Origin of the sequence: Roseitranquillus sediminis (genome assembly GCF_016918935.1) — a bacterium.
GTDB lineage: Bacteria > Pseudomonadota > Alphaproteobacteria > Rhodobacterales > Rhodobacteraceae > Roseitranquillus > Roseitranquillus sediminis.
In genome coordinates, this window is record NZ_JAFFOB010000005.1 from 1 (window position 1) to 26,433 (window position 26,433).

Sequence of the window (26,433 nt, forward strand, 5' to 3'; positions counted from 1 at the left end):
CATGAGCACGTGCTCAGGCATATGCCTAAGCCTCCATGGCTATGCCTGGGGGTCCGGTCGAAACGGGGGCCAGTTCAAGGCTCTCAGCGCCCTGCCTTCAACCCTATCCGCCGTTTCCCATCGGGAAAGGCAGACCGCGTCCGTGATGGCAGACGCGGAACACTCCACGCCGAAGCGTGGGTCATGCATTCAGGTCCTATCCCGAGCCCCAACAAGAGAGCCTCGATGAGACCATCACCTCACCGCCTCAAGATCGGGGAGACCAAAAAAGCTTCCAAGTGAAGCCTTCCTTCCTCCCGCCACTTGTGGGGGTACTGCCGATATAGCCACATCTGGTGCCTGCCGCAAGCCGAAATGCTAGATGCAGAAGGGGCCGCCCCGAAGAGCGACCCCTGACCAGCCTTACTGCCCGATCACCCTCATCAGCCAGCCCAGACCGTAGAGGTCCAGGGTGGTCGTGATGCGGTACGTCGAACCGCTCGACCGGCTGGCTTCGAGGATCAGTGTTGCCCGCATGTAGCGTGCCTCCTCTGATCTCGTGCGCGGGGGTCCCTTAGGGTGGCAGCCACCGCGCATTAGGCCAGTCGCCGGATTTCCAGTTTTTGAGGGCTGTGGTGGTTCCGGCTGACCGCTGCCCTTACCCGCGAAGATAGGCACATCTTGTAGTCGACGCAAGGGGGAGCACTACGACTGCCCCGCGCCCCCACGGTTAAAGAGCGACTACAGCGCGACTAATGGTCGGCTGCGATCACGCTAAGCTGTTGAGAAGATTGGCTCCGGCGGCAGGATTCGAACCTGCGACCAATTGATTAACAGTCAACTGCTCTACCACTGAGCTACGCCGGAACGCGGGGGCGGCTATAGCAAGAGGGGATCGGGGCGTCCAGTGCGTTTTCGGTCCCGCGGCCCGGCGACGCTGCGGAAGGTGGCGGTGTGGCCGAGGGCGGCATCCGGCACCACGAGTTGGCGCTCGGTCAGGTCGATGAGGTGCGCGAGGACGTTGCGTCCTGCGGCCGGCAGAAGGACGGGGGAGAGATCGGCGTAAATGCGCTGGGCAAGATCTTCGGCAGTTCCCGGCATGCGGTCGAGAGCGTCGAGAACCTGCCGCTCCCGCTCCCGCCGGTGGGCGACGAGCCAGTCGATCCGCCCGACCGGATCGGTCACGGGTTCACCGTGGCCGGGATAGAAGATCCGGTCGCGCCGCGACTTAAGCCGCTCGCAGGAGGCCATGAATTGCGGGATGTCGCCGTCAGGAGGCGAGATCAGCGTGCTCGACCAGGCCATGACATGGTCGCCGGTGAAGACAGCGTCGCCGAGCGCGAAGCCGAGGTGGCCCGCGAAGTGGCCGGGCAGGTGCAAGACCTCGAGCGACCAGTCCGGGCCCTCGACCCTTTCCCCGTCGGCGAGGCGGCGGTCGGGGCGGAAATGCGGGTCGGCACCCTCGCCGCCCCCGGCAAAGCCCCCCTCGGCCAGGCGCCGCATTGCAGATGAGCGCCCAGCCGTAGGCGGACCGAAGCCCAGCACGGGCGCGCCGTGGGCCGCGGCGAGCGCGGGCGCCAGCGGCGAGTGGTCGCTGTGCGCGTGGGTCACAAGGATGTGCGTCACCACCTCGCCCGCCAGCGCCGTTTGCCAGGCGGCGAGGTGGCGCGGATCGTCCGGCCCCGGGTCGATCACCGCCACGCGCCCGCGCCCGACGATGTAGCCGTTGGTCCCGTGCAGGGTCATCGGTGACGGATTCGGCGCCAGCAGGCGGCGGATGTTCGGTTCCAGCCACTCGACCATTCGCGCTTACCTCAATCTCTCCGTGTCACTATAGGTCTGGCATGGGTTTCGACTGGCTGAAACGCTGGATGCCGCGGTCGCTCTACGCCAGGGCGGCGCTGATCCTTCTCGCGCCGGTGCTGACGATCCAGATCGTCGTCTCGGTTGTCTTCATCCAGCGCCTCTACGAGGACGTGACGGAGCAGATGACGCGGAACGTCCTGCGCGAGGTGGCCTTCCTCGTCGATGAGGTTCGCGAGGCTCCTGATCGCGCGGCCGCGGAGGTGCGGGTTGCCGAGGTCGCGGACCCGCTCGAGATGTCGGTGGATTTCGTGACCGAGCCGACGGAGGGGGACACGCGGCTGTGGTATGATCTCTCCGGCCGCATCGTGATCCGGTCGCTGCGCGAGCGGCTGTCGGACCTGCAGGCCGTTGACCTCGCCACCACGATCCGGCGGGTGACAGTGTACCTGGACACGCAGCACGGACTGATGGCGATCACGTTCAACCGGGGGCGGGTGTCAGCCTCGAACCCGCACCAGCTCCTCGTGCTGATGACGTTCACCAGCATGCTGATGACGATCATCGCCTACCTCTTCCTACGCAATCAGCTGAGGCCGGTGAAGCGGCTGGCGGCGGCGGCGGAGGCCTTCGGGCGCGGGCGCAACCTGCCCTACAAGCCGACCGGCGCAACGGAGATGCGCGCCGCTGGCAGCGCGTTCCTCGACATGCGCAACCGCATCGAGCGGATGATCGAGCAGCGCACGATGATGCTCTCCGGTGTGAGCCATGACTTGAGGACGCCGCTGACGCGCCTCAAGCTGGGACTGTCACTGATCGAGGAGAGCGAGGAGACGCTGGCGATGCAGCGCGACGTGGCGGACATGGAGCGGCTGCTCGAAACCTTCCTCGAGTTCGCCCGCGGCGCAGCGCTCGACGAGAGTCGGCCGATGGACACGGCAGTTCTGGCGCGCGACGCGGTGGAGAACGCGCGGCGCGCTGGACATAGTGTGACGCTTGGCGAGCTCGATGGCGACGGGCGGATGGTTGGCAGCCCGCTGGCGGTGGAACGGGCGCTGGTCAACCTGATCGAAAACGCAGCGCGCTACGGTACCCGTGTAACCGTGGGAATGGCCGCGAGCGAACGGGCGGTGCGACTCTCGGTCGAGGACGACGGACCGGGCATTCCGGCCGAGCTGAGGGGCGAGGCGATCAAGCCCTTCGCGCGCCTCGACGTGTCGAGGAATCAGGACAGGGGTACGGGTGTCGGTCTTGGCCTTGCCATAGCGCACGACGTGGCGCGACGGCATGGTGGAACGCTGCGTCTGGGGGAGAGCGAGACGCTCGGCGGCCTGCGCGCCGACCTCGTCCTCGCGCGGTAAGGCGGCCCAGGAACGATCGCCGACTACACTCGTTGAGCGGCAGAACCCGTACCGGGTACAGCTTTGAAGGAGGACGATCCCATGGCGATGAATTCGCTCAAGGACATCTATGTCGACCAGCTTCAGGACATCTACAGCGCGTGCAAGCAGTCGCTGGCCGTGACCCGCAAGCTGCACGAGGCGGCGAAGCACGATGAACTGAAGTCGGCGCTCGCCGACGCGGCGAAGGGTATCGAGACCGGCATGTCCGACATCGAGACCCTCTGCGGAAACCACAACGTCGACCCCAACGGTGAGCACTGCAAGGGCATGGAGGGCCTTGTGGCCGAGGCGCGGTCACATGCGCTTGAGGAGGACTTTGGCGACGACGATGTTCGCGATGCGATGATCGTCACCCAGTACCAGCGCATGGCACACTACGCGATCGCCGGCTACGGGTGTCTTCTGGCCTTCGCCAAGCGGATCGAGGCCAAGGACGATATCGCCATCCTGGAGAAGTGCCTGCAGAGCGGCTATGACGGTGACCGGCGCTTTACCGAGATCGCCACGAGCGGCGTCAACCGCGACGCCGCCGCCTGAGCCAGCGGCCAGAGTCTTGTCAGGCGCCGCGCCACGTGCGCGGCGTCTTTGTTTCGGCGAACTGCCACTCTTGTGTCACCTCGAGCGGCGGCGCGCCCGCTTGTTGTGCGAAATCGAGCGAGGTCCTGCCCTGTCCCGTGATCTCGGCAAGTTCATGCCTATGGCGGCCATTGCGAAGCGACGCGACTGCGCTCACATCGCGCACGGAGCATGTGCGACGCATCGAGGCGAGGTGGCAGGTGGGAGTGGCAGGTGATTGAGCCGTTTGAACATGACACGAAGCGCGGTGCGTCGCGCCGGTCGGTCCTTCTGGGCCTGACGGCGCTCGCTTCGGGCCTCGCGCTTCCGACGCGGTCCGGCGCACAAGACGCGGACGTGGCGCAGGAAGGGTTTTCCTTTGACACCCTCAGCGCCGCCATGAAGGCGCGCGCGGGTGAGCGATATGCTGAGCCCGAGACGGCTGAAGGCTTCGTCGGCGACCTCACCTACTCGCAGTATAGGCACATCGCCTTCCGTCCCGATCGTGCGCGCTGGGCCGACGGTGAGAGCCCGTTCCGACTGCAGGCCTTCCACCTCGGCTGGCTCTTCGAGCAGCCGGTTCCGGTGCGCGAGGTCGTGAACGGCGCCGTGCAGCCGTTCTCGTTCACCGCGGACGATTTCTTTTACCACGGCGAGACTGAGAACCTGGTCGAGGACGGCGCCACCTTGCCCGGTGTCTCCGGCTTTCGCGTGAATTTCCCGCTGAACCGCGCAGACCGCTTCGATGAGGTCGTGGCGTTTCAGGGCGCGAGCTATTTTCGCGCGCTCGGTCGCGGCAATGCCTACGGGCTCAGCGCACGCGGCCTCGCAATCAACACTGCCATGGATGGCGGAGAGGAATTTCCGCGATTCTCAGCCTTCTATCTCGAGCGTCCCGCGCCAGGCGCGCGATCGGTCACCGTCTATGCCGAACTCGACAGCGAGAGTGTCACCGGCGCCTACCGCTTCGTCATCACGCCGGGCCGCGAGACGGCGGTGGATGTAACCGCGCGGCTCTTCTTCCGCGACGATGTGCGCCACCTCGGCGTAGCGCCGCTGACATCGATGTTCCTCTATGCCGAAGGCAATCGGTCGCGCTTCGACGACTACCGGCCGCAGGTCCACGACAGCAACGGCTTGCAGGTGCGCCGCGCCAACGGCGACATCCTGTGGCGCGCCCTCGCCAACCCGCCGCGGCTCGGCACGTCCTACTTCGCCGAGACCTCGCCCACGGGCTTCGGGTTGCACCAGCGCGATCGCCGCTTCGACGAGTACCAGGACGCCGAGGCGCGCTACGAGGACCGCCCGTCCGTCGATGTGGACCTGCTGGGTGACTGGGGCGAAGGCGCGGTACGTCTTGTCGAGATCCCTAGCGACCTAGAGGTCAACGATAACATAGTCGCCTACTGGGTGCCGCGCGATGGCTTCGCGGCGGGTGATGAACGCGAGTACGCGTATCGGCTGCGCTGGGGAATGCTCGCTCCCGATCCCGAAGGCGACAAGGCCTATGTGTTCGAGACGCGGACGGGCGTTGGCGGTGCCTCGGGCGTCAGCAACGAGGACGGCTCGCGCAAGTTCGTGGTGGACTTCCGCGGCGGCCGACTTGGCCAGTTGGACCCGGACGCCGAGGTCGAAGGAAAGCTCAGCGTCAACCGCGGCGACGTTGTCTCTCTGACCCTGCACAAGCTCTCCGGGACAGATATCTGGCGGTTTGTCGCCGATGTGGTGCCGGAACCAAATGCGACGATGGAGCTTGTGGCGTTCATCGAGGGCTACGGAGACAAGCTCTCGGAGACGTGGCTCTATCAATGGATCGACGCCTGATGTCCGACCGCAGCTTGTCCGAAGAAGCGGCAGCACCCGCGCTCGAGGAGTACTTACCGCCCGAGTGTGCACTGCACATGCCGCTCCAGGTGGTGGAGCGGTCGCGACGCCTTCGCCGCTTCCGCCTAGGCTGGTGGGGCGACGCTTCCGCCCTCGACCCAGAACACGGGAGATGAAACCGGTCGCCACGCCGCGGTCGGTTCTCGCCACGCGCGCGGCAGCCATCGGACTTGCCGTCGCGGCGGCTATAGCGGCAGTGCTGCTCTTTCTCCAGTTCGCCGCCGCAGCGGGCCTGCAGTGGCTTGACGTGCTGCGCGCGGCGCTGATCGGCGCGACGACCTTCTGGCTTGCCTGGGGCGCAGTGCAGGGCCTCCTAGGCCTCCTCTACCGCGAACGCCGGCCGCCGCGGCTGGCCGAAAGCCAGGTCCCGAGCGGGCGGACGGCCCTGCTGATGCCGATCTACCATGAGAACCCGGCCGCGACATTCTCGCGCCTCGCCGCCATGGATGCATCGCTGGCCGAGACCGGGCTTGCCCACCTCTTCGACATCGCCGTCCTGTCGGACACGCGCGACGAGGCGGCGGCGCGGGCCGAGGCGTTCTGGTTCACCCGCCTCGTCGACGAGCGGGACGGCCGCAGGCGCATGTTCTACCGCCGACGCGCCACCAACGTCGGGCGCAAGGCTGGCAACATCGGCGATTTCATCACACGATCCGGTGGCGCCTACGACTATGCGCTGATCCTCGACGCCGACAGCCTGATGGAGGGCGCGACGATCGTCGAGATGGTGCGCAGAATGGAAGCCGACCCCCGGCTCGGCCTCCTCCAGACACTGCCGCGCATCATCCGGGCGCAGTCGATCTTCGGCCGCGCCATGCAGTTTTCGGCGAGCTTCTACTCGCCCATCTTCGCGCGCGGCCTTGCCGCGCTGCAGGGACCGGCGGGGCCCTTCTGGGGGCATAATGCTTTGATCCGGGTGCGTGCCTTCGCCGAAAGCTGTCATCTGCCCCCGCTTTCCGGGCCCCCCCCGTTCGGCGGGCATATCCTCAGCCACGACTATGTCGAAGCTGCGCTGCTGGCCCGCGGCGGCTGGCGCGTGCGCCTCGATCCCGATCTCTTCGGCTCGTTCGAGGAGGGGCCGGACGACCTGCTCGACTATGCCAAGCGCGACCGCCGCTGGTGCCAGGGCAACCTCCAGTATGTACGCCTCCTCGGCGCGCCGGGTCTCACCGGATGGAGCCGCTTCGCGCTGCTGCAGGCGACGCTCGGCTACGTCGTGCCACTTTTCTGGCTGGCGCTGCTCTCTACCGCTGTGCCGGCGGTTCTTTGGCACGAGCCGCCGGAGTATTTCCCCGAGGGCGGCAGCCTTTTCCCGGTGTTCCCGGACGACGAGACCGCCAAGGCGGTGGGCCTCGCCCTTGGGGTCGTGACGCTCCTGCTGGTGCCGAAGCTCGCGATCCTCGTCAAGGCGCTTTTCAAGGGCGCGGCACCCTCGTTCGGCGGCCCCGGCCGCACGGGGGCGTCGGTGGTGGCCGAGCTCCTGCTCTCGACCCTGATCGCTCCGGTCATGCTGATGTTCCAGACGCGAGCGGTGCTGCAGATCCTCGCGGGCTTCGACGGCGGCTGGCCGGCCAGCGCGCGCGGGCGCGAGACGATCCCGCTCTCGCTGGCGTGGCGGGCGACTTGGTGGATTGTGGCCACCGGCAGTGCCGGCGTTGCCGGCGTCGCGGCCGCCGCTCCCGAGCTCCTGCCCTGGCTCCTGCCCGTGGCGCTGCCGATGGTCGCCGCGCCGCTCCTCGTCGCCGGCACATCGCATGCCGCCGGGCATGGACTGTTCCGCACGCCGGAGGAGTTGACGCCGAGCCCCGTGGTCGCCCGGGCACGGCAGGTCCTCAACGACTGGCAGGCGCCGGTGCCGACCGGCGCGGGTGCCGCTGCCCATGGCTGACACGGTCGACAGCGCCCCCCGAAATTCGCTCGTCGCGCAGGCACCGGGCGAGCGCGACGCTCGGCTCGACGTCATTCGCGGGCTGGCGCTCATCACGATCTACATCAACCATGTCCCCGGCACGGTCTTCGAGCACTTCACCAGCCGGAACTACGGCTTTTCCGACGCCGCCGAGGCCTTCGTCCTCATGTCAGGCATCGCCGCCGGCCTCGCCTACGCCGGGGTGATGGCACGCGACGCCTGGGCCGGAACGCGCCGCATCTGGGGCCGCGCCTGGACGCTCTATCTCGTCCACATGGCGACCACTATGATGGCGATCGGCATCTCCGCCGCCGCGGCACGCTGGTTCGGCGCGACCCGGATGATCGAGATCAACAACATGGCCGCCTTCTTCGACGACCAGATCGGCGTGATGATCGGTCTGCCGACGCTGATGCACCAGCTTGGCTACTTCAACATCCTGCCGCTCTACACGGTGCTGCTGCTCGCGACGCCCGGAATGATCCTGATCGGACGCAGCCGTCCGCTCCTCCTCCTCGCCCTGTCTCTCGCCCTGTGGTTCGCGGCGGGCAATCTGCGACTGAACCTTCCGGCCTATCCCAACCCCGGTGGCTGGTTCTTCAACCCCCTTGCCTGGCAGCTCGTCTTCGTGGTGGGTCTGCTGACGGGGCTCTCGCTGAAGCGGGGCGAACGTCTGGTGCCGCGCGACCGGCGCCTCCTGCACGTCGCCGTCTTGTTCCTCCTCGCGGTCCTTGTGTGGCGCCTCGTCCCGCCGGTCGCCGCGGCGGGACGGGCGATGGTGCACGCCGGATACGACGCGGGGGTGCCGTTCTTCATCGCCGGCTTCGACAAGACCTTCCTGTCGCTGCCGCGCGCGCTCCACGTCCTCGCCCTCTTCTACGTGGTCTCCATGCTGCCGCAGGTCGGCGCCATGGCCTCCAGTGGCTGGGCCGCCCCGGTCGCACTGCTCGGGCGGTTCGGCCTGCCGGTCTTCGCCACCGGCTCGGTGCTATCCATCGTCGGACAGTCGATCAAGGCGGCGACCGAGGACAGCTTCGTCCTCGACGCTTGGATCATCACGGGCGGCCTTGCCATCCAGTTTCTCGTGGCCGCCGCCTTCGCGGCCACCGCCGCGCGCAGGGAACCTGCGCGCGCCTGATCCCGGCGCACAGCGGCGGCGGCCAGCGCCGGTTCAGAGCTCGCGCAGAGCGTTGAACTGGTCGACGTAACCCGAACCGTCGATGCGGGCGGCGATGACCGTCGTGCGCTCCGTATGGCGCGCGGCGGCGAGCGCATCCTGCAGGCCATTCTCCGTGTCCACCACCACGCCGTCCGCGCCGAAGCCCTGCGCCAGCCGCTCCCAGTCGATGCCGCCGATCTCGACGCCGTGCTTGCGGATGCCCTTGATCTCCTGCTTCACGCGGATCAGCGCGATCTCGCTGTCGTCGAAGACCACGACGGTGATCGGCAGCTTCTCCCGCACCGAGGTCTGCAGCTCGGCCACCGCCATCATGAAGCCGCCGTCGCCGGTGAAGGCGACGACCGGCCGGTCGGGATGCGCCAGCCGCGCCGCCAGTGCGCCGGGGATGGCGTAGCCCATCGAGCCGAGGCCGTTCGAGGTCAGAAACTCGCGCGGACCGTACGACTGCCACTTCTGCACCACCAAGAGGCGGCTCGCGCCCGCGTCGCAGGTCGCCACCGTGTCGCGCGGCAGCGTCGCGCGCGCCACCTCCATCGCCCGCTGCGGCGAGAGGCCCTTGGCTGGCGTGTTCAGCGCGTTCGACACGTCGTCGCGGAACGTCGCCGCCGCGGCCTGACCCCAGCCCGAGCCGCCCTCGCACCAGTCGGCCAGCGCGCCGGTCAGCACGGCGAGGTTGCCCAGCACCTCGAGCTCGGCCGGAACAAGCGCGTCGAGCGACGGCGTGTTCGCCAGCGCGATCACGGGGATGTCGTAGGGCCACGGCTTGGGCTGCAGCTCGACCGCATCGAGGCCGACGGCGATGATCAGGTCCGCCTCGCTGACCAGCTTGCGCTCGATCAGGCCGCCGATGATGCAGCCGGCGCGCAGCTCGTGGTCCTCGGGAATCGCGCCCTTGAGCTTCGACGTGGTCAGCACCGGCGCGCCGAGCTTCTCCGCCAGCCGCACCAGTTCGGCCGAGCCCCGGTCCCAGAAGACGCCGAGACCCGCCAGAATGATCGGCTTGCGCGCGGCGTCGATCCGAGCGATCGCGTCCCTAAGCCCCGAACGTTCCGGATCCGGAAACGCCAGGTTCGGCATCAGCGGCGGCGGCGCGGCAAGGTCGCCCGCCTCCTTGGACGGCTCGCTCTGGGGCATGTCGAACTGTACCGGCCCGGGCGCCGGGGCGGTCGTCGTGCGCATTGCGCGGGCCACCTGCTGGCGCACCACGCGGGCGTCGATCGTCGTGCCCCACTTCACCAGCGGCGCGTACATCGCCAAGTGGTCGATCCGCTGGCGCAGGCCGACCTCGTGCTGCGGCGTAGCCATCCGGTCGGTGATCGCGATCAGCGGCGAGCGGTCCAGCGCGGCGTGGGCGATGCCGTTGACCATGTTGGCCGCGCCCGGCCCGCGCGTCGACAGGCAGACTCCGGGTGCGCCGGTGATGTCGCCCCACGTCGCCGCCAGCATCGCACCCGCCACCTCCTGCTTCATCAGGATGAAGCGCATGTCGCGCACGCGCGCGGCCTCCATCAGCTCGACGCTCTCGCCGCCGGGATGGCCCACGATGAACGGCGTGCCCGCCTCCTTAAATGCGTCCGCCAGCACCTCGACGGTGGTCGCCATGCCCTCACTCCCTCTCGTTTCGCCGGCGCTCGGTCGAGCTGCCAGAACACGTCCCTTCGCTGGCAACAGGCGCGCAGGCCCGCCAGCCCCTTCTCACGGTCGATCCCGCTCCGCTTGACGCCGCCCAAGGGCGTCGAGATGGAGCTTTGCTTCCAGGTGTTGATCCAGACCGTTCCCGCCTTGCACGCGCGCGCGAAGCGCCGGACCTTGCCGCTGTCGCGCGTCCAGAGCCCGCCGCGAGGCCGAGGTCAGTGGCATTCGCATGCGCAATCAGATCGGCCTCGTCCTCGAATGGCAAGGCCAGCGCCGCCGACCCAAGGATCTCCTCCTGCGCCGCGCGGCTGTCGCTCCACAGACCCGTAAGGATCGTCGGCCCATAGCAGGCTCCCTCCGCCAGCCCCTCGGCATGGAGACTGCGCCCGCCGGTGCGAACCTCGGCCCCCTCGTCCCGCGCCAGCGCGACCGCGTCGCGGTGCTTGAATCTCGCCATCGGGACGAGCACGGCGGTCTCGTCCTCTAGATTGCCCGGTACGGAATGCGCGACCATGGCCACGACGACGTCGACGAACTGATCGAAGAAGCTTCGCGCGACCATTATGCGCGAGCCGGCGATGCAGGATTGTTCCCCGCTGCCGAAGATGCCGGCTGCCTCGGAGACTGCGACTGCGACTTCGGCCGGGACGGAGCCGTTGGCGAGGTTGATGCTCTTTAACGAGCGGGCGGAGGTCCGCCACGCGTTGCCGATCGTGGAGTCGAGGATCGCCATCCGGAGTTCCTTTAGCGGGGATCCAGCACGATGTCGCCCTGCGGCAGCGGCTCCCCGTCGAGGAACCGCCGGACATTTTCGACCCCGCGCGCGGCGACCGAGGCGAAGTTGTCGATCGTGGCGCCGGCGCAGTGCGGCGTGACCACCGTGTTCTCTATCCCGAGGAGCGGGTTGCCCGCCGGCGGCTCCTCCGAGAACGCGTCAAGCGCCGCGCCGAAAAGGTGCCCCGAGCGCAGCGCGTCGGCCAGTGCGGCCTCGTCCACCAATCCTCCCCGCGCTGCGTTGACGAGCAGCGCGCCCGGCTTCATCCGCTGGATGCGTTCGGCCGAGATCATGTTCGCCGTCTGCGGCATCAGCGGCAGGTGCAGCGTCACCACGTCCGCCTCGGCCACGAGATCGTCCAGCGGCAGGTACCGCGCCTTCAGCGCCGCCTCGTCCACCTCCTCGGCCCGGACCGGATCGTAGTAGACGATCTCGACGCCGAAGCCCGAGAGCAGCCGCGCGACCTGCCGCCCGATGGCGCCGAAGCCGACGATGCCCACTGTCTTGCCGTGCAGGTGGCGGTTCTCGCCCCGCACCTCTTCCTTGTCCCAGCGGCCGGCGCGGGTCTGCGCGTCGAGCCGCGGCAGATTGCGGCAAGCCGCCAACATCAGGAGGAGCGTGTGCTCGGCTACCGGGATGGCGTTACCCGCGTGCAGCCGCGCGAGGCCCACCCGGCGTTCTTCGCAACACCGGGTGTCGATCCGGTCGACCCCGGCGCCGAGCTTCTGGATGAATCGCAGGCGGGGCGCCCGCTCCAGCAGGCTGCGCGGCATCGGCGTCGCCATGACCACCGCCACCTCGGCCTCTGCCAGCGCGGCGGCGCGCTCATCCTCGGATGGTCCCTTTGTCACGGAGAGCGACCAGCCCTCCGGCAGCGCGTTGCGGATCGTCTCGGTGATGCGCGGATGGAACGGATCGATGACCGCGATCGTCGGAGTTCTCATCCCTTCTTTGACCTCCCGTTAGGGTCTGTCGCCCTTTCCGATCGTTATCCAGCCGTATACGCTTGGAGACAGCGGGGTTCAAGGCGCCCGCCGGCGCCGCATATCGCAGTAGCCCGGCGAGTCGAAACATTGGTGAGCTCATGTCGAGAGCACAGGAAATATACGAGACACTGATCGGCCACCTCAGGACCGGCACCTACAAGCCGGGCGACAGGATAAGGGCCGAGGACGTGGCGAAGACCTTCGACGTCAGCCGAACCCCGGTGCGCGAGGCGCTGTCGCGGCTGCAGGAACGTGGCCTGCTCGAAATGACCGCGACCGGCCTAGCGGTGGCGAAGCTGACGCGACCGAGCGTGCTGGAGCTCTATGCAATCCGGGAACTGCTGGAGGGAGCGGCCGCACGGTATGCGGCGCAGCACGCCTCGCCCAGCGACCTCTACTCAATGCGCCACATCGCTCAGGCCTTCGCCGAGCCGACCGACGATCCGGGCCGTGCCGCGCAGCTCAATCGCGCCTTCCACGACGCCATTGCCGAGGCGGCGCACAACCGCTATCTCGTCAACATGCTGCACGGGATGCACGACACGGTCATGCTGTTGCCGTCGACCACCTTCGCCGTCGAGGGGCGGCAACCCGCCGCCGTGGCCGAGCACGCCGCGTTGCTCGACGCCATCGAGAGGCGCGACCCCGACGCCGCCGAGCGCCTGGCGCAGGAGCACATCCGCCATGCGCGCGACACTCGGCTTGCCATGATGTTCGACTACTGACGGCTTAGCCGGGGAAGGTGACGCCCTTGCCGCGCGCCCGCTCGATGACCGGCTCCAGGTCCGCGCGGCGGTAGGGGATGCCTTCGCTGAGCCGCCGCGTCTCGGTTCGCGACTCGGGCTCGCCCGGCATCAGGATCTCGTCGAAGCCCTCGGCCGTCGGATTCGCGCGCACGGTCGCCACCAGCTCGGCCATGCGCTCGGCCACGCCCCCCGCCGGCAGGAAGAGGTCCGGCCGGATCACGAGGATGAAGTGGCCCACGTTCTGCGGCCGGTCGAAGGCCTTGTACTGGTCACCCACATGCCCGGCGAAGGCGGCCCCGGTCAGCACGCCGCAGAGCAGGTCCATGAGCATCGAGAGCCCGGCCCCCTTGGCGCCGCCGATCGGCAGGACGACGCCCTGCAGCGCCTTCTCCGGATCGGTCGTCGGCCGCCCGTCGGCGTCGAGCGCATAGCCTTCGGGAATCTCGCGCCCCTCGCGCAGCGCCTTGCGGATCTTGCCACGCGCCGCGACGCTTGGCGCCATGTCGAGGATGAAGGGCTGTCCGCCCGGGTTCGGGAAGGCCGCGCCGAAGGGGCTGGTGCCCAGCATCTCGCGCCGGCCGCCCCAAGGCGGCATCGCGGGCGAGGCGTTGGTGAAGACGAGCGCGGCGAAGCCGGCCTCGACCGCCTGCAGCAGGTAGGTGGCCGCCATGCCGAAGTGGGTGGAGCGCGAGACGCCGACGAGGCCGGTCCCCGCCTCGCGCGCGATCGCCATTGCCTCTTCGGTGGCGCGGGTGGCGACGACGAAGCCCAGGCCGTTCATCCCGTCAAGATGCGCGACCGCCGGCGCGACCCGCCGCGGCGCAAGTTCGGGCGCCGGATCGACCAGCCCGCGTTCGATCCGGTCGAGGTAGCCTGGCATCCGCACGATGCCGTGCGTCTCCACCCCCCTGAGGTCGGCGCGCACGAGGCAACGTGCAGTGGTGTCAGCGTCGCGTCGCGGCACGCCGTGCGCGGCGAACACGTCGCTGGCGAAGGCGCGCGCCTCGTCGGCGGTCAGGTGCAGCACGTCGTTCATATCGGCCATCGGATCCTCCTCCCGGTCAGGCACTGGATACGGATGGATGCAGTCGTCTGCAACGTTGGTTTGACCTGCTGCACACGCGCGGATACTGGAGGATGCGCAGCAGAGGGAAGATCGCATGACCGCCTATACGAACCCGCTCAAGACGAGGCTGGCCGACGGCGAGGTCGTGCTGGGGATGAGCGTCCGGCTGACCCGATCACCGGACATCGCCCGCATCGCCAAGACCTCGGGCCACGACTTCCTGTTCATCGACGCCCAGCACTCGATCTTCAACGTCGAGACGCTGTCCAACATCGCGCAGACGGCGCTGGCGATCGGCATCGCGCCGCTGGTGCGGGTGCAGGGCATCGACGACCCGGACGTGTCGCTGCTGCTCGACAACGGGGTGACGGGGATCGTCTATCCCGACATCAACAACGCCGACGAGGCACGGCGCGCCGTCGACGTCTGCAAGTTCGCGCCGCTCGGCAAGCGGTCTGTCACCGGCGGCTATCCGATGTTCGACTTCGCACCCGTTCCGCTTTCGGAGGCGATCCCGGCCCTCAACGACGCGACGCTGCTCGTCGCGATGATCGAGACGGTCGAGGGGCTGGAGAACGTCGAGGAGATCGCTGCGGTGCCGGGCATTGACGTGATCCACGTGGGCACGAACGATCTCCTCGTGAACATGGGCAAGGCCGGCCGCTTCGACGACCCCGAGATCGTCGCCGCGCAGGCGCGGGTGAATGCCGCCTGCGCCGCCAACGGCAAGGTTGCCGGCTGCGGCGGCAACCGCGACGTGACCCGCCAGGCGGCCGCCGTCGCCAAGGGCGCGCGCTTCTTCACCACCCAGACCGACATCGCGTTCCTCGCGGCGGCGGCGAAGGACTGGACGACGCGCCTGCGCGAGATGGTGGAGCGGGCCTGATCCGGCTCAGGCCACTGGACAGAGCCCGCCGTCGACGTTGATCGCGGCGCCGGTGATGTAGGACGCCTGGTCGGAGACGAGGAAGCAGGCGGCGTTGGCGAACTCCTCCGCCTCGCCCATCCGGCCCAGCGGGATGGTCTTCGCCACCGGCGCGAGGAACTCCTCGTAGCTCTGCGCCTTGCCGCTTGCCTCGTAACGCCGCTCCCACTGGCCGCTCTTGATCTTGCCAACGCAGAGCGCGTTGACGAGGATGTTCCAGGGCGCCAGCTCCCGCGATAGGGTCCGCGTCATCGACAGCCCTGCGGCGCGACTGAGCGAGGTCGGCATGCTCCCACCGTCGGGAGCCTTGCCGACGACGGCCGAGACGTTGACGATACGGCCCCACCGCCGCTCCTTCATCGTCGGCACAACCGCCTGGATCAGCGCCAGCGGTGCGAGCAGCTTGAGGTCCAGATCCTCGACCACGCCGTCCCGCGTCAGCGTCTCGACCTCACCGCGCCGCGAGCTGCCGGCGTTGTTCACAAGGATGTCGACCGCGCCAAACCGATCCGTCGCCTGCCCCATCGCCGCGTCGCGCTGTGCCGGGTCGGTGATGTCGCACGGGATCGGCAGCACTTCGCCCTTCGCCTCGGCCCGAATCGCGTCGGCCGCGGCCGCCAGCGCGTCCTCTCCCCGAGCAAGAACGGCAACCCTCGCGCCCGAGGCCGCGAGCCGTGCCGCCACCGCCTTGCCTAGGCCCGAGCTCGCGCCCGTCACCAGCGCCGTCCGGCCCGTCAGATCGATCAGCATCGTTTCTCCCCTCCACTTGCGCGGGCCGTCAGTCGTCGGCCCAGCGCGCCTCGCGCCTTATCTCGCGCCGACGCGCACGCATGACGCTCCAGAACGTCCAGACCAGCAGCGCCGCGGTCATCGCAAGCAACGTGCCGCTGATCGGCCGCCCCATGATCTCGCCGAAGTCGCCGCGATAGATCAGCATCGCGCGCTTGAAGTTCTCCTCGACCATGGGACCGAGGATGAACCCGATCAGGATCGGCGCCAGTTCGAACCGTAGCAGCCGCAGCACGTAGCCCATGAGCCCGAAGAAGAGCACCAGGAACACGTCGAACGTGCTGGTCCTGACGGTATAGACGCCGATGCAGATGAAGCAGATCACCGCCGGATACAGGACACCGTAAGGGATCTTCAGCATCCGCACCCAGAGCCCGATCAACGGGATGTTGAGGATCAGCAAGAGAAGGTTGCCGATCCAGAAGCTGGCGGCGAGGCCCCAGAAGATGTCCGGGTTCTGGTTCATCAGCTGCGGGCCCGGCTGGATGCCGTGGATCAGCAGCGCGCCCATCATCACCGCCATCGTGGCGCTGCCGGGAATGCCGAGCGTCATCGTCGGGATGAAGGCCGCCTGCACCGCCGCGTTATTCGCCGACTCGGGCGAGACGATGCCTTCGATCGCGCCCTTGCCGAAGCGCTCGGGCGTGGACGACAGGCGCTTCTCGATCGCGTACCCGATGAAGGTGGCGATGCTGGGTCCCGTGCCCGGCAGCGCGCCGAAGAAACCGCCGATGCCGGCGCCGCGGAACACCGGCATGACCGAGCGCCGGACCTCGTCCCGCGTCGGCACCATCGAGCGCAGCGTGACCTTCTGGATGAAAGGTTTGTCCACCGACTGCGCGATCGAGAGGATGATCTCGGACACGCCGAAGAGGCCCATCGCCAGCGCGATGAAGTTGATCCCGTCGCGCAACTCGAAGAAGCCGAAGTGGAAACGCGGCACGCCGCTGGTGATGTCGGCGCCCACGGTGCCGAGCAGCATCCCAAGCACCACCATCGCCAGCCCCTTGGCCGGCGCGTCCTGCGTGACCGTGGCCGCCGCGACCAGGCCGAAGAGCATGATGGCGAAGTATTCCGCAGGCCCGAATGCCAGCGCCCAGCGCACGATCAGCGGCGCGAGAAGGTAGAGCGCGATGACTCCCAACGTGCCGCCGATGAACGAGGCGATGGTGGTCGAGAAGAGTGCGACGCCCGCCCGCCCCTGCTGGCTCATCGGATAGCCGTCGAGGCAGGTGACGGCATTTGACGGCGTGCCAGGCAGGTTGAGCAGGATCGACGAGGTCGAGCCGCCGTACTCCGCCCCGTAATAGACGCCCGCCAGCATCACCAGCGCCGTCGTCGGCTCGAGGTAGAAGGTGATCGGGAGGAGCATCGAGACGGCGGCAAGGGAGCCGATGCCAGGCAACATCCCGAAGAACGTTCCCAGCGAGACGCCGAGCAGACAGTAGATCAAGTTCGTCGGCGACAGAGCCGTGTCGAACCCGATGACGATGTTGGCCCAGACGTCCATTCAGAAAGGCATCTCCCATACCGGGATCGGCAGGCCCAACGTGGCGATGAAGACCGTCCAGCAGATCAGCGTGATCGCCGCCGACGTCAGCAGGATCAGCCGCTTCCCCGCCGCCGGGTTGCCCGTCATCGAGATGGCGGAGGCCGCGAAGGCCGCCGTGAGGAGGCCGAATAGCGGCAGGAGGACGCCGAAGGCGAGGATAGCGCCGAGTACGCTGCCGGACGCGCGCCACGCGAACTCGGGCAGGCGTCCGGCGCGGCCGAGTGCGGTTGCCGCTATGACGGCGCCCAGCAGGGCCGCGATGACGCCCAGCCAGAATGGCACGAAGCCGGGCCCCATCCGGGTGATCGTGCCCATTCGGTACTCCAGCGCGCCGACTGCGAAGTAGACCCCGGTGGCGAGGACCAGCAGTCCCGCCAGCAGATCGACCCTGTCCACCTTTCGCATCGCGACTGTCACCTTGCGCCAAGGGGCGATGGCCGGTGCCGCAGCACCGGCCGCGATCCGGGCAGGCGGGTCGCCTGCCCGCGCGCCTTACTCCTCCCGGATGCCGGCCTCTTCGGCCACCTGCGCCCAGCGATCGAAGTTGCGGGTCATGAAGTCGGCCGTCTCCTGCGCCGACATCGGTCGCGGGGTGCCGCCGTCGGCTGCCAGGAATTCGGTGAACGCGTCGGAGCTTAGAACCTGGTTGATGTCCTCGTTGATCTCATCGACGAGCGCCTGGTCCATCCCGTCGGGCCCGAGGATCGCCCACCACTGGATCACCTCAAAGTCTTCCAGGCCCGATTCCGCCAGCGTCGGCAGATCGGGCATGGCGTCCGACCGCTCGAGGCTGGTGACGGCGATGCCCTTGATGTTGCCCTCGTCGATCTGCGGCTTCATCTGCGTCATCGACCCGATCGAGTACTCGATGTGGCCGCCCATCACGTCGGTCATCGCCGGGGCGCCACCGGGATACTGGATCACCTGCACTTCGGTCCCGGCCGCTTGGTTGAAGAGTTCACCCGCAAAGTGCTGGATGCTGCCGACACCGGTCGCGCCATAGCTGAGCGGCTCGTCGGATTCCTGCAGGTAGGTGATCAGCTCCTGCGGCGTCTCCGCCGGGATGTCGGGACGGGCCCCGATCACCAGCGGCACCTGTCCGATCAGTGCGATCGGCGTGAAGTCCTCGCGCGAATCGTAGGGCAGCTCGCTCTGGACCGCGGCGTTCATGGTGAACGTCACCGACGCGATCATGAGCGTGTAGCCGTCCGGATCCTGCTCGGCCAGATAGGCCGATCCGATCGTCGCACCGCCGCCGGGCCGGTTTTCGATCACCACCGGCTCACCCCATAGCTCCTGGAGTTGCTGCCCGAGCTGTCGCGCGACGATGTCGTTCGAGCCGCCCGGCGAGAACGGCACCACGATGGTCACCGGCTGCTGCGGGAAGTCCTCCTGCGCGTGTGCGGTGCCGGCGAGCGCCAATCCGGCCGTGACGGCCAGTGCCGACGTCATTCTTCCGTTCATCTCATCTCCTCCCGTTGATCCAGTCCGTTGAGGCAAGGCCCGTTGCGGATCTTCCGGCACGCGCCCTCCCGCGCGTGCTGCAGCCTGTCGTGCTGCATACAGCTGTGTCTGATAGGATGCACCTGACTGTCAAGGCGGCTGTCCCGGCCGGGCGCGCGCTCTTTACGCGCCACCCGCAGTCGCTAGGCTTGCTACAGTCGCAAAGCGAGGAACCCGCCGATGACTGCGCCAGTCCCACGCCCTCGGGGCCTCGCTCCTCTCGTGGGGGCAATCGTTTCGCTCTGCGCCTCCCCGCTCGCCGCACAGACGGACGTCATCGTCAGCCACGGGATCTCTGCCTTCGGCGACCTGAAGTATCCCGAAGGATTCCCGCATTTCGAGTACGTGAACCCGGATGCGCCTCGGGGCGGAACGATGAGTTTTCGCGGCGTCCTTGCGTCGCGCACCTTCGACAGCCTCAATCTCTTCATCCTCAAGGGCGAGCCCGCGCAGGGACTGGAGCTTGTTCACGACACGCTCCTCACGCGCTCGGCCGACGAGCCGGACGCGGCCTACGGTCTGATCGCGGAGAGCATGGAATATCCGCCAGACCGGAGCTGGATCGTCTTCAACCTGCGGCCGGAGGCGCGGTTCTCGGACGGCGAGCCGCTCACCTCCGAGGACGTCGTCTTCACCTTCGAGACGCTCAAGACGCAGGGGCGGCCGCAATACCGCATCGCGCTGGCCGACGTGGAGAGCGCACGGGCGCTGGGGCCGCACAGCGTCCGGTTCGACTTCGCGCCGGGCGCCTCCACACGCGACCTGCCGATGGTGGTGGGCGATCTCGAGATCCTGCCCGCGCACTACTACGCCGAGGTGCCGTTCGACACCTCGACGCTGGAGCCGCCGGTGAGTTCCGGCGCGTACGTCGTCAGCGACGTCTCGCCCGGGCGCAACATCACCTACTGCCGCAGCCGCGACTACTGGGGCGAGGGCCTCGCTGTGAACGTCGGCACCCACAACTTCGACTGCGTGCGCTACGAGTACTTCGCCGACAGTACCGCCGCGTTCGAGGCGCTCAAGGCAGGCGCCTACCTCTTTCATGAGGAGTTCTCGTCTGCGATCTGGGCCCAGGGATACGACTTCCCGGCGGTCGAGCGCGGCTGGGTGATCCGTGACGAGCTGCGGGACGAGCGGCCGTCGGGCACGCAGGGCTTCTGGCTGAACCTGCGACGCGAAAAGATGCAGGATCCGCGCCTGCGAGAGGCTCTCGGGCTCTTGTTCAACTTCGAATGGACGAACGCGACGCTCTTCCACGGTCTCTACACCCGGACCGACAGCTTCTGGGAAAACACGACGATGCAGGCGGAGGGCGTGCCTGAGGGCGACGAGCTCGCGCTGCTCGATGAGTTCCGCGACGCGCTCCCGCCCGACGTCTTCGAAGCGCCCGCCCACGTTCCGCCGATCAGCAGCACAAGCCAGCAGCTCGATCGCACCGCTCTGCGGGAGGCGTCGCGCCTTCTGGAGGAGGCCGGCTGGACCGTCGGGACCGACGGGCTGCGTCGCAACGCGCAGGGCGAGACCCTGTCCCTTGAGATCCTCGACGACAACCCGAGCTTCGAGCGCGTCATCCTGCCCTACGTGGCGAACCTGCGGCGGGTCGGCATCGACGCCCGATATGAGCTCGTGGACCCAGCCCAGATGCAGCAGCGGCAGGAGGACTTCGACTACGACGTGACACCGGGACGACTGGTGCTGAGCCTCACACCGTCGGCCAGCATCCGCTCGGTCTTCGGCACTTCGGGTGCGCAAGCGCCGGGCTCGCTGAATCTCGCCGGCGTGGCGGACCCCGTGGTCGATGCGCTGATCGACCGGATCGTAGCGTCGGAGAGCCGGGCGGAGATGGAGACGCGGGTCCGCGCGCTCGACCGCGTGCTCCGCGCGAAGCACATCTGGGTGCCGAACTGGCACAAGGGTGCGCACTGGATCGCCTACTGGGACGTCTTCGGCCGCCCGGATATCCAGCCGCCCTACGCGCGGGGCGACGCCTACTGGTGGTTCGACGAAGACAGATACGAGGCGCTGCAAGCCCAGGGGGCGCTACGGTGAGCGTGGCTCGCCTCTGCGGCCGGCCCAGAACGGTCTGACCGCGGTGATGCAGGCACTGTCGCTCTCCAAGGCGCTCTACCGGCTGCGGCGTTTCTCGCGGCGGATCTGGGTCCGGACCACCGCGATCGCGGCGCTGGCGCTGGTGGCGGCGTCATCGGCCACCCTGCTCGCCCCACTGGTGCCCGATGAGATGGCGAGCGCGCTCGGCGGTTCGGCGCTGGTGGGCATCCTCGAGATTCTGGCCTCGTCGATGCTGGCGGTGACGATCTTTTCGCTCAGCATCATGGTCCAGGCCCGGCAGTCGGCCTCGACGCAGGTGACGCCGCGGTCGTACCAGCTCCTGCTCGAGGATACGACGACGCAGTCGGTACTGGCGACCTTCCTTGGCGCCTTCGTCTTCGCGCTCGTCTCGCTGATCGTGGTTTCGACCGAGGTGTATGGCGAGGCGGCCTCGGCGGTGATCATGGGCTTCACGCTGACGGTCATCGCGCTGGTGGTCATCGCGCTCCTGCGGTGGATCAGCCATCTGTCGCAGCTGGGCAGCCTGATCGAGACGTCGCGGCGGGTCGAGGAGGCGGCGCGGCAAGCGCTCGAGGCGCGCAGGCTCCGGCCCTGTTACGGTTGCGCCGTCAGCGAGCCCATGCGCGGCGAGCCGCAGCGGGGCGCGGCGCTGCTGGCGGACCGGACCGGATATGTCCAGCATGTCGACTTCGGTGCCCTTTCCGAGGCGGCGGAGGCAGGCGACGGCACGGTGCGCGTGGTGGCTCCGCCGGGCCACTTCGCGGTTGAGGGCCAGGCGCTGGCCCTCTATGTCGGCGACCTCGACGAGGCGGCGCTCCGCGCGGCCTTCACGCTGGGTTCGAAGCGCGAGTTCGACCAGGACCCGCGCTTCGGCGTGATCGTCCTGAGCGAGATCGCGCAGCGCGCCCTCTCGCCCGGCATCAACGACCCCGGCACCGCGATCGACGTGATCGGCCGGCTGGTCCGGGTACTGCAGGCGTTCCACGAGGAGCGGAACGACGGGCGCGGGATCGAATTCCCGCGGATCGCCCTGCCGGCGATCACGGCTGTGGACCTGATGCAGGACGGCCTCCTGCCGATTGCGCGGGACGGCGCTGACAAGGTGGAAGTGCAGATCAGGTTGCAGAAGGCGCTGCGCAGTCTCGAGGCGGGCGGTGGCGAGCTGGCGGCGGCGGCGAAAGAGGCCTCGCGCGAGGCACTGTCGCGGGCAAGCGCTGCCCTGTCGCCGCGCGACTGGCAGCGGGTCGAGGCAGTTGTCGACGGCGCCGGCTGATCCGTCTCAGGCGGCGCGGGAGCTGCCCCTGTCGTCCTCGTCGTGCTGCACCTCGACGTGCCGACCCGCGAGAAAGAGGCCAAGGCCGTTCATCTGCGGGATGCGCTCCGAGAACGCGCGCAGCGTGATGAGCACAGGCACGGCTATGACCATTCCGATGACCGACCACGCCCAGCCCCAGAACGCGACGGCGATGAAGACGACAACCGGATTGAGCTTGAGGCTGCGGCCTACTGCATAGGGCGTGATGAACTGGCCTTCGAGGCTCGTGAAGGCGAAGTAGACGAAGGCGACGAACGCCGCCTGCGCCAGGGTGTCGAAGGTCACGATGCCGATGACCGCCGTCAGCGCGACACCCGTCAGCGCACCGAGGTACGGCACGAAGTTGAGCGCGAAGGCGAGGACACCGAACAGCACGGGGTTCGGCATCCCAAGAAAGTAGAGCGCCGTGCCGATGGCAACGCCGAGCCCCGCATTGATGACCGAGATCGTCAAGAAATAGCGGCTGATCTTCTTCTCGATGTCATAGGCGATCTCGATCGCCCGGCGCTTGTCGGAAAAACGCGGGATCGCGTGCACGATCTTCTCGTAGAACATGTCGCCCGACGAGATCAGGAAGAACAGAAGCACCAGCGTCAGCGCCGTCTGCGCCAGCATGTAGGGCGCGCTTGTCGCCACCTGAGCCAGCACGCCCGGGCGGTCGACCACCACGCGCTCGGGCTGTTCTCCCCCCCCGCCGCCGCCCTCGGTCAGCTTCTCGACCTCCTCGCTGGCCTCGGTGACGGTTTCGACGGCCGAACTGAGCACCCGCATCTTGCGCTCGACGTCTCTGATGATGGTCGGCGCATCCTGAGCGTACTCGCGCACCGGCGCCGAGAGCGACAGGAGTCCCACCACGAGCGCCACGAGCAGGCCGATCACGACGACCGCGGCCGTGATGCCCGGCGGTACGCCCTTGCGCGCGAGAAAGCGACGAATCGGCGAAAAGACCAGCGACAGCAGGAACGCGAGGATCACCGGCATAAAGAAGGACCGCGCGAGCACGAGCGTCGCGGCAGCCGCGATGATGAAAAGGCCGATCACCGCCCAGTGCTGTCCACGTTTGCGGCGCTGAGGCCGATCCGACCCCGGTGCCGGTACATCCGCCGCCATTTGGCCCCCTCCCCAAGCGTGGCCACAGAGGCCTGCCGATCGGGATCAAGCCGGCTGCACCCGCCGTGGTTCCGAATGCGCGCCTGGCCAGCGGGACGGAGCATGCTCGCTTTTCCGCGGGCCACCTCCTATCAATCTGACGATGCGGCCTTTCGACCTCATCATATTCGACTGCGACGGCGTTCTCGTGGACAGCGAGATGCTGAGTGGCGAGGTGCTGCTTGCTGCGCTGAAGGCGATCGGCATCGTCCTCGACATGCAGCACTTCTCGCGCGCCTTCCTCGGCCGGAGCTTCCCGACCGTGGCCGCGACGCTGCGAGAGACCTCGGCCACGGCGCTGCCGGCCGACTTCGAGGATAACTACCGGCGCAAACTCCTGTCGGTATTCGAGGCGCGGCTGAAGCCGACGGCGGGCATCGAAGACGTGCTCGACACCCTCGCCTGCCCCGCCTGTGTCGCCACGAGCAGCACCCCGAAACGAGCGCGGCGATCACTCGAGATCTGCGGTCTGCGCGACCGCTTCGGCGAGCACGTCTTCACCGCCTCGGAGGTGCAGCGCGGCAAGCCGGAACCCGATCTATTCCTCCATGCCGCCGCGCGTATGGCAGTTCCGGCCGAGCGGTGCCTCGTGATCGAGGACAGCCTGCCGGGCATCGCCGCGGCGCAGGCCGCCGGGATGGAGGTGTGGCGCTATGCCGGCGGAGCGCATTTTGCGCTGCCGGGAATGCGCGAGGCGACGCCGCCGGGTGTTCCGATCCTGCCGAGCTGGGGGGACTTCTACCGACGCGCCCCCGCGCTCCGCGGGCGGCGTGCCTCGTGCGAGGCGTGATGCAGGGGGACAGTCGGCTCGACGATGCGGCGCGTGCCGCCTGGCTCTATTACGTGGCCGGGAACACGCAGGACGAGATTGCGCGCAAGCTTGGCGTTTCGCGCCAGTCGGCCCAGCGGCTCGTTTCCCTCGCGGTCACCGAGCGGCTGATAAAGATGCGGCTCGACCACCCTATCGCGCGCTGCATGGAACTGGGGCAGGAGCTGGCGCAACGCCACGCGCTCACGTCCTGCGAAGTGGTGCCGAGTGACCCCGCCGCGCCCGGACTGCTCGCCGGCGTTGCCATTTCCGGAGCCGCCGAGATGGAGCGGCACCTGAAGTCGCGCGCGCCGAAGGTCGTCGCCCTCGGCACCGGCCGGGCGCTCAGGGCCGCGGTGGAGCAGCTGCCGACGCTCGACTGCCCGCAGCACTCGATCGTGTCGCTCCTCGGTAACATGATGCGCGACGGGTCGGCTACGCCCTACAATGTGGTCGTCCGCATGGCCGACCGGGTGGGAGCGCGGCACTTTCCGATGCCGCTGCCGGTCCTGGCCGAGGATCCGGACCAGCTCGCCCTCCTCCACGCGCAGGAGCCGGTGCGCAACACGCTCGATCTCTGTCGCCGCGCCGACGTCACCTTCGTCGGCATCGGCCAGCTCGACGAGACCGCGCCGATGGTGGTGGACGGCTTCATCACGCGCGCCGAACTGCGGGCTCTGCAGGGCGCCGGCGCAGTTGGCGAGATCACGAGCTGGTCCTACGACCGGAACGGCGAGGTCATAGGTGGCCTCATCAACGAGCGAGTGGCGAGCGCACCACTGCGAAGCGCCCAAGGGCGGCTTGTGGTTGGAATCGCCGTGGGCGAGGCCAAGGTGCCCGCGGTGGCCGCGGCACTGAGGGGCCGCCTCATCAGCGCCCTCATCACCGATGAAGTCACAGCGGAAAAGGTACTGCGGCTGGACTGATTGCAATTTCATTGCGTGGTGACCGGCGTGGATATGCCGGATAGGGTATAGCTAGGCCGTTGACAGACTCAGTTATGTCTGTGAGATTTTGCTCATTGCCTAGGCATTTGCCCAAGTACGGCAAAGGGAGGACGACATGACGAACATCAGGCGTGCCCTAATGGGGGCGACGGCGCTGTGCGTATCGGCCCTGGCGGCCGAGGCGCAGACGACAATCACGATCGCGACCGTGAACAACGGCGACATGATCCGGATGCAGGGGCTCTCGAATCATTTCACCGATGCGCATCCCGACATCGCCCTCGAATGGGTGACGCTGGAGGAAAACGTGCTGCGCCAGCGGGTGACGACCGACATCGCCACACAAGGCGGCCAGTACGACGTGCTGACCATCGGCACCTACGAGGTCCCGATCTGGGCCAAGCAGGACTGGCTGCTGCCGCTCGACGACCTGCCCGAGGAATATAACGTCGACGACCTGCTGCCCGCCGTGCGCGAGGCGCTGTCGGTCGACGGCACGCTCTATGCGGCGCCGTTCTACGGCGAGTCCGCAATGGTGATGTACCGCACCGACCTGGCCGAGCAGGCGGGCGTCTCCATCCCCGAAGAACCCACCTGGTCCGACATCATGTCCGCGGCCGAGGCGATGACCGATCGCGAGAACGAGGTCTACGGCATCTGCCTGCGCGGCAAGCCCGGCTGGGGCGAGAACATGGGCTTCATCACCACCATGGCGAACAGCTATGGCGCGCGATGGTTCGACACGGAGTGGAACGCCCAGTTCGACAGCCCCGAATGGCAGGAGACGATGAAGGACTACCTGACCATGATGAACGAGTACGGCCCGCCGGGCGCGTCATCGAACGGCTTCAACGAGAACCTGTCGCTGTTCCAGCAGGGCAAGTGCGGCATGTGGATCGACGCGACCGTCGCCGCCGGCTTTGTGACCGATCCCGACGAGTCCACGGTCGCCGACAGCGTGGGCTTCGCCAAGTTCCCCAACAAGGAAGGCGTCGACAACCACGGCAACTGGCTCTGGGCCTGGAGCCTCGCGGTGCCGTCCTCGACCGACGCGCCCGACGCGGCAAAGGAGTTCGTCGCCTGGGCCACGAGCCAAGAATACACGCAGCTCGTCGCCCAGGAAGAGGGGTGGCGCGCCGCGCCTCCGGGCACCCGGACCTCGCTCTACGAGAACCCCGAGTACCAGGAAGCCGCGCCCTTCGCCGAGATGACCCTGAACGCCATACAGTCGGCCGACACGCAGAACCAGTCCGTGCAGGAGACGCCCTACACCGGCGGGCAGTTCGTCGCGATCCCGGAGTTCCAGGGCATCGGTACGGCGGTCGGGCAGCAATTCTCGGCCGCTCTGGCCGGTCAGGTCTCGGCGGACCAGGCGCTGCAGAGCGCACAGCAGCTGACCCAGCGCGAGATGGACCGCGCTGGCTACTGATCCTCCCGGTCGGGGGCCCCGCCCG

The 26,433-nt window shown here is 68.0% G+C and carries 21 protein-coding genes, 1 tRNA gene and 1 pseudogene; 12 read left to right on the top strand and 11 right to left on the bottom strand.

What is annotated here, in order from left to right; all coding sequences use genetic code 11:
- Positions 1 to 771 precede the first annotated feature (771 nt).
- Together JM664_RS00450 and JM664_RS00455 are read right to left on the bottom strand one after the other, a co-directional pair.
- Positions 772 to 846: transfer RNA gene (locus JM664_RS00450), tRNA-Asn, on the bottom strand.
- A 12-nt stretch (positions 847 to 858) separates the two neighbouring features.
- The gene (locus JM664_RS00455) at positions 859 to 1,782 is read right to left on the bottom strand and encodes an MBL fold metallo-hydrolase (protein ID WP_227417933.1); all 924 of its coding nucleotides are present in this window, start codon (positions 1,780 to 1,782) and stop codon (positions 859 to 861) included.
- 41 nt (positions 1,783 to 1,823) lie between these two features.
- Between JM664_RS00455 and JM664_RS00460 the strand changes: the two genes are divergently transcribed.
- The 5 genes from JM664_RS00460 to JM664_RS00480 all read left to right on the top strand — a co-directional run bounded on the left by JM664_RS00460 (position 1,824) and on the right by JM664_RS00480 (position 8,671).
- The gene (locus JM664_RS00460; RefSeq protein WP_227417934.1) at positions 1,824 to 3,143 is read left to right on the top strand and encodes an ATP-binding protein; all 1,320 of its coding nucleotides are present in this window, start codon (positions 1,824 to 1,826) and stop codon (positions 3,141 to 3,143) included.
- A gap of 81 nt (positions 3,144 to 3,224) precedes the next feature.
- Positions 3,225 to 3,722, top strand: coding sequence for a YciE/YciF ferroxidase family protein (locus tag JM664_RS00465; protein ID WP_227417935.1), 498 nt, complete (start codon positions 3,225 to 3,227; stop codon positions 3,720 to 3,722).
- 210 nt (positions 3,723 to 3,932) lie between these two features.
- Entirely contained in the window at positions 3,933 to 5,564 is a 1,632-nt protein-coding gene (locus tag JM664_RS00470) for a glucan biosynthesis protein (RefSeq protein ID WP_406675748.1), read from the top strand.
- Between the two features lie 172 nt (positions 5,565 to 5,736).
- Positions 5,737 to 7,512: a glucans biosynthesis glucosyltransferase MdoH gene (mdoH, locus tag JM664_RS00475; protein ID WP_227417937.1), complete on the top strand. Its 1,776-nt coding sequence runs from the start codon at positions 5,737 to 5,739 to the stop codon at positions 7,510 to 7,512.
- Positions 7,505 to 8,671, top strand: coding sequence for an OpgC family protein (locus JM664_RS00480; protein ID WP_227417938.1), 1,167 nt, complete (start codon positions 7,505 to 7,507; stop codon positions 8,669 to 8,671). The genes mdoH and JM664_RS00480 overlap by 8 nt, the downstream gene beginning before the upstream one ends.
- A 33-nt stretch (positions 8,672 to 8,704) precedes the next feature.
- Here JM664_RS00480 and JM664_RS00485 read toward each other — a convergent pair whose 3' ends face one another.
- The 3 genes and pseudogenes from JM664_RS00485 to JM664_RS00495 form a co-directional block, all read right to left on the bottom strand.
- On the bottom strand, positions 8,705 to 10,315 hold the full coding sequence (locus JM664_RS00485) for a thiamine pyrophosphate-binding protein (RefSeq protein WP_227417939.1): 1,611 nt from the start codon (positions 10,313 to 10,315) through the stop codon (positions 8,705 to 8,707).
- Positions 10,222 to 11,081: pseudogene (locus JM664_RS00490) on the bottom strand (aldehyde dehydrogenase family protein). The gene JM664_RS00485 and the pseudogene JM664_RS00490 overlap by 94 nt, the downstream one beginning before the upstream one ends.
- An 11-nt stretch (positions 11,082 to 11,092) precedes the next feature.
- Complete coding sequence (locus JM664_RS00495; RefSeq protein WP_227417940.1) at positions 11,093 to 12,067, bottom strand: 2-hydroxyacid dehydrogenase; 975 nt, start codon at positions 12,065 to 12,067, stop codon at positions 11,093 to 11,095.
- A 140-nt stretch (positions 12,068 to 12,207) separates the two neighbouring features.
- On the opposite strand from JM664_RS00495, the gene JM664_RS00500 reads away from it, so the two are divergent.
- Entirely contained in the window at positions 12,208 to 12,834 is a 627-nt protein-coding gene (locus JM664_RS00500) for a GntR family transcriptional regulator (RefSeq protein ID WP_227417941.1), read from the top strand.
- A gap of 4 nt (positions 12,835 to 12,838) precedes the next feature.
- On the opposite strand, the gene JM664_RS00505 is transcribed toward JM664_RS00500, so the two are convergent.
- On the bottom strand, positions 12,839 to 13,900 hold the full coding sequence (locus tag JM664_RS00505; protein WP_227417942.1) for an Ldh family oxidoreductase: 1,062 nt from the start codon (positions 13,898 to 13,900) through the stop codon (positions 12,839 to 12,841).
- Positions 13,901 to 14,015: 115 nt separating this feature from the next.
- On the opposite strand from JM664_RS00505, the gene JM664_RS00510 reads away from it, so the two are divergent.
- On the top strand, positions 14,016 to 14,807 hold the full coding sequence (locus JM664_RS00510; RefSeq protein ID WP_227417943.1) for an HpcH/HpaI aldolase family protein: 792 nt from the start codon (positions 14,016 to 14,018) through the stop codon (positions 14,805 to 14,807).
- 6 nt (positions 14,808 to 14,813) lie between these two features.
- Here the strand turns inward: JM664_RS00510 and JM664_RS00515 are convergent, their stop codons facing one another.
- The 4 genes from JM664_RS00515 to JM664_RS00530 form a co-directional block, all read right to left on the bottom strand.
- Complete coding sequence (locus JM664_RS00515; protein WP_227417944.1) at positions 14,814 to 15,596, bottom strand: SDR family oxidoreductase; 783 nt, start codon at positions 15,594 to 15,596, stop codon at positions 14,814 to 14,816.
- Between the two features lie 28 nt (positions 15,597 to 15,624).
- A complete protein-coding gene (locus tag JM664_RS00520) occupies positions 15,625 to 17,145 on the bottom strand; it encodes a tripartite tricarboxylate transporter permease (RefSeq protein WP_227417945.1) in 1,521 nt (506 codons plus the stop codon).
- Positions 17,146 to 17,592: a tripartite tricarboxylate transporter TctB family protein gene (locus JM664_RS00525; RefSeq protein WP_227417946.1), complete on the bottom strand. Its 447-nt coding sequence runs from the start codon at positions 17,590 to 17,592 to the stop codon at positions 17,146 to 17,148.
- An 87-nt stretch (positions 17,593 to 17,679) separates the two neighbouring features.
- Complete coding sequence (locus JM664_RS00530; protein WP_227417947.1) at positions 17,680 to 18,651, bottom strand: Bug family tripartite tricarboxylate transporter substrate binding protein; 972 nt, start codon at positions 18,649 to 18,651, stop codon at positions 17,680 to 17,682.
- Between the two features lie 261 nt (positions 18,652 to 18,912).
- Between JM664_RS00530 and JM664_RS00535 the strand changes: the two genes are divergently transcribed.
- Both JM664_RS00535 and JM664_RS00540 read left to right on the top strand, forming a co-directional pair.
- Positions 18,913 to 20,739, top strand: a complete 1,827-nt coding sequence (locus JM664_RS00535) for an extracellular solute-binding protein (RefSeq protein ID WP_227417948.1) — start codon at positions 18,913 to 18,915, stop codon at positions 20,737 to 20,739.
- A gap of 46 nt (positions 20,740 to 20,785) precedes the next feature.
- Positions 20,786 to 22,033, top strand: coding sequence for a DUF2254 domain-containing protein (locus JM664_RS00540; RefSeq protein ID WP_227417949.1), 1,248 nt, complete (start codon positions 20,786 to 20,788; stop codon positions 22,031 to 22,033).
- 6 nt (positions 22,034 to 22,039) lie between these two features.
- Here the strand turns inward: JM664_RS00540 and JM664_RS00545 are convergent, their stop codons facing one another.
- Positions 22,040 to 23,116 (bottom strand): AI-2E family transporter, encoded by a 1,077-nt coding sequence (locus tag JM664_RS00545; RefSeq protein WP_227417950.1) that lies wholly within the window; start codon positions 23,114 to 23,116, stop codon positions 22,040 to 22,042.
- Positions 23,117 to 23,327: 211 nt separating this feature from the next.
- On the opposite strand from JM664_RS00545, the gene JM664_RS00550 reads away from it, so the two are divergent.
- From JM664_RS00550 to JM664_RS00560, 3 genes are all read left to right on the top strand, one after another.
- A complete protein-coding gene (locus JM664_RS00550) occupies positions 23,328 to 24,014 on the top strand; it encodes an HAD family hydrolase (RefSeq protein WP_227417951.1) in 687 nt (228 codons plus the stop codon).
- Complete coding sequence (locus tag JM664_RS00555; protein ID WP_227417952.1) at positions 24,014 to 24,958, top strand: sugar-binding transcriptional regulator; 945 nt, start codon at positions 24,014 to 24,016, stop codon at positions 24,956 to 24,958. The genes JM664_RS00550 and JM664_RS00555 overlap by 1 nt, the downstream gene beginning before the upstream one ends.
- A 136-nt stretch (positions 24,959 to 25,094) precedes the next feature.
- A complete protein-coding gene (locus JM664_RS00560) occupies positions 25,095 to 26,408 on the top strand; it encodes an ABC transporter substrate-binding protein (RefSeq protein WP_227417953.1) in 1,314 nt (437 codons plus the stop codon).
- Positions 26,409 to 26,433: the final 25 nt, after the last annotated feature.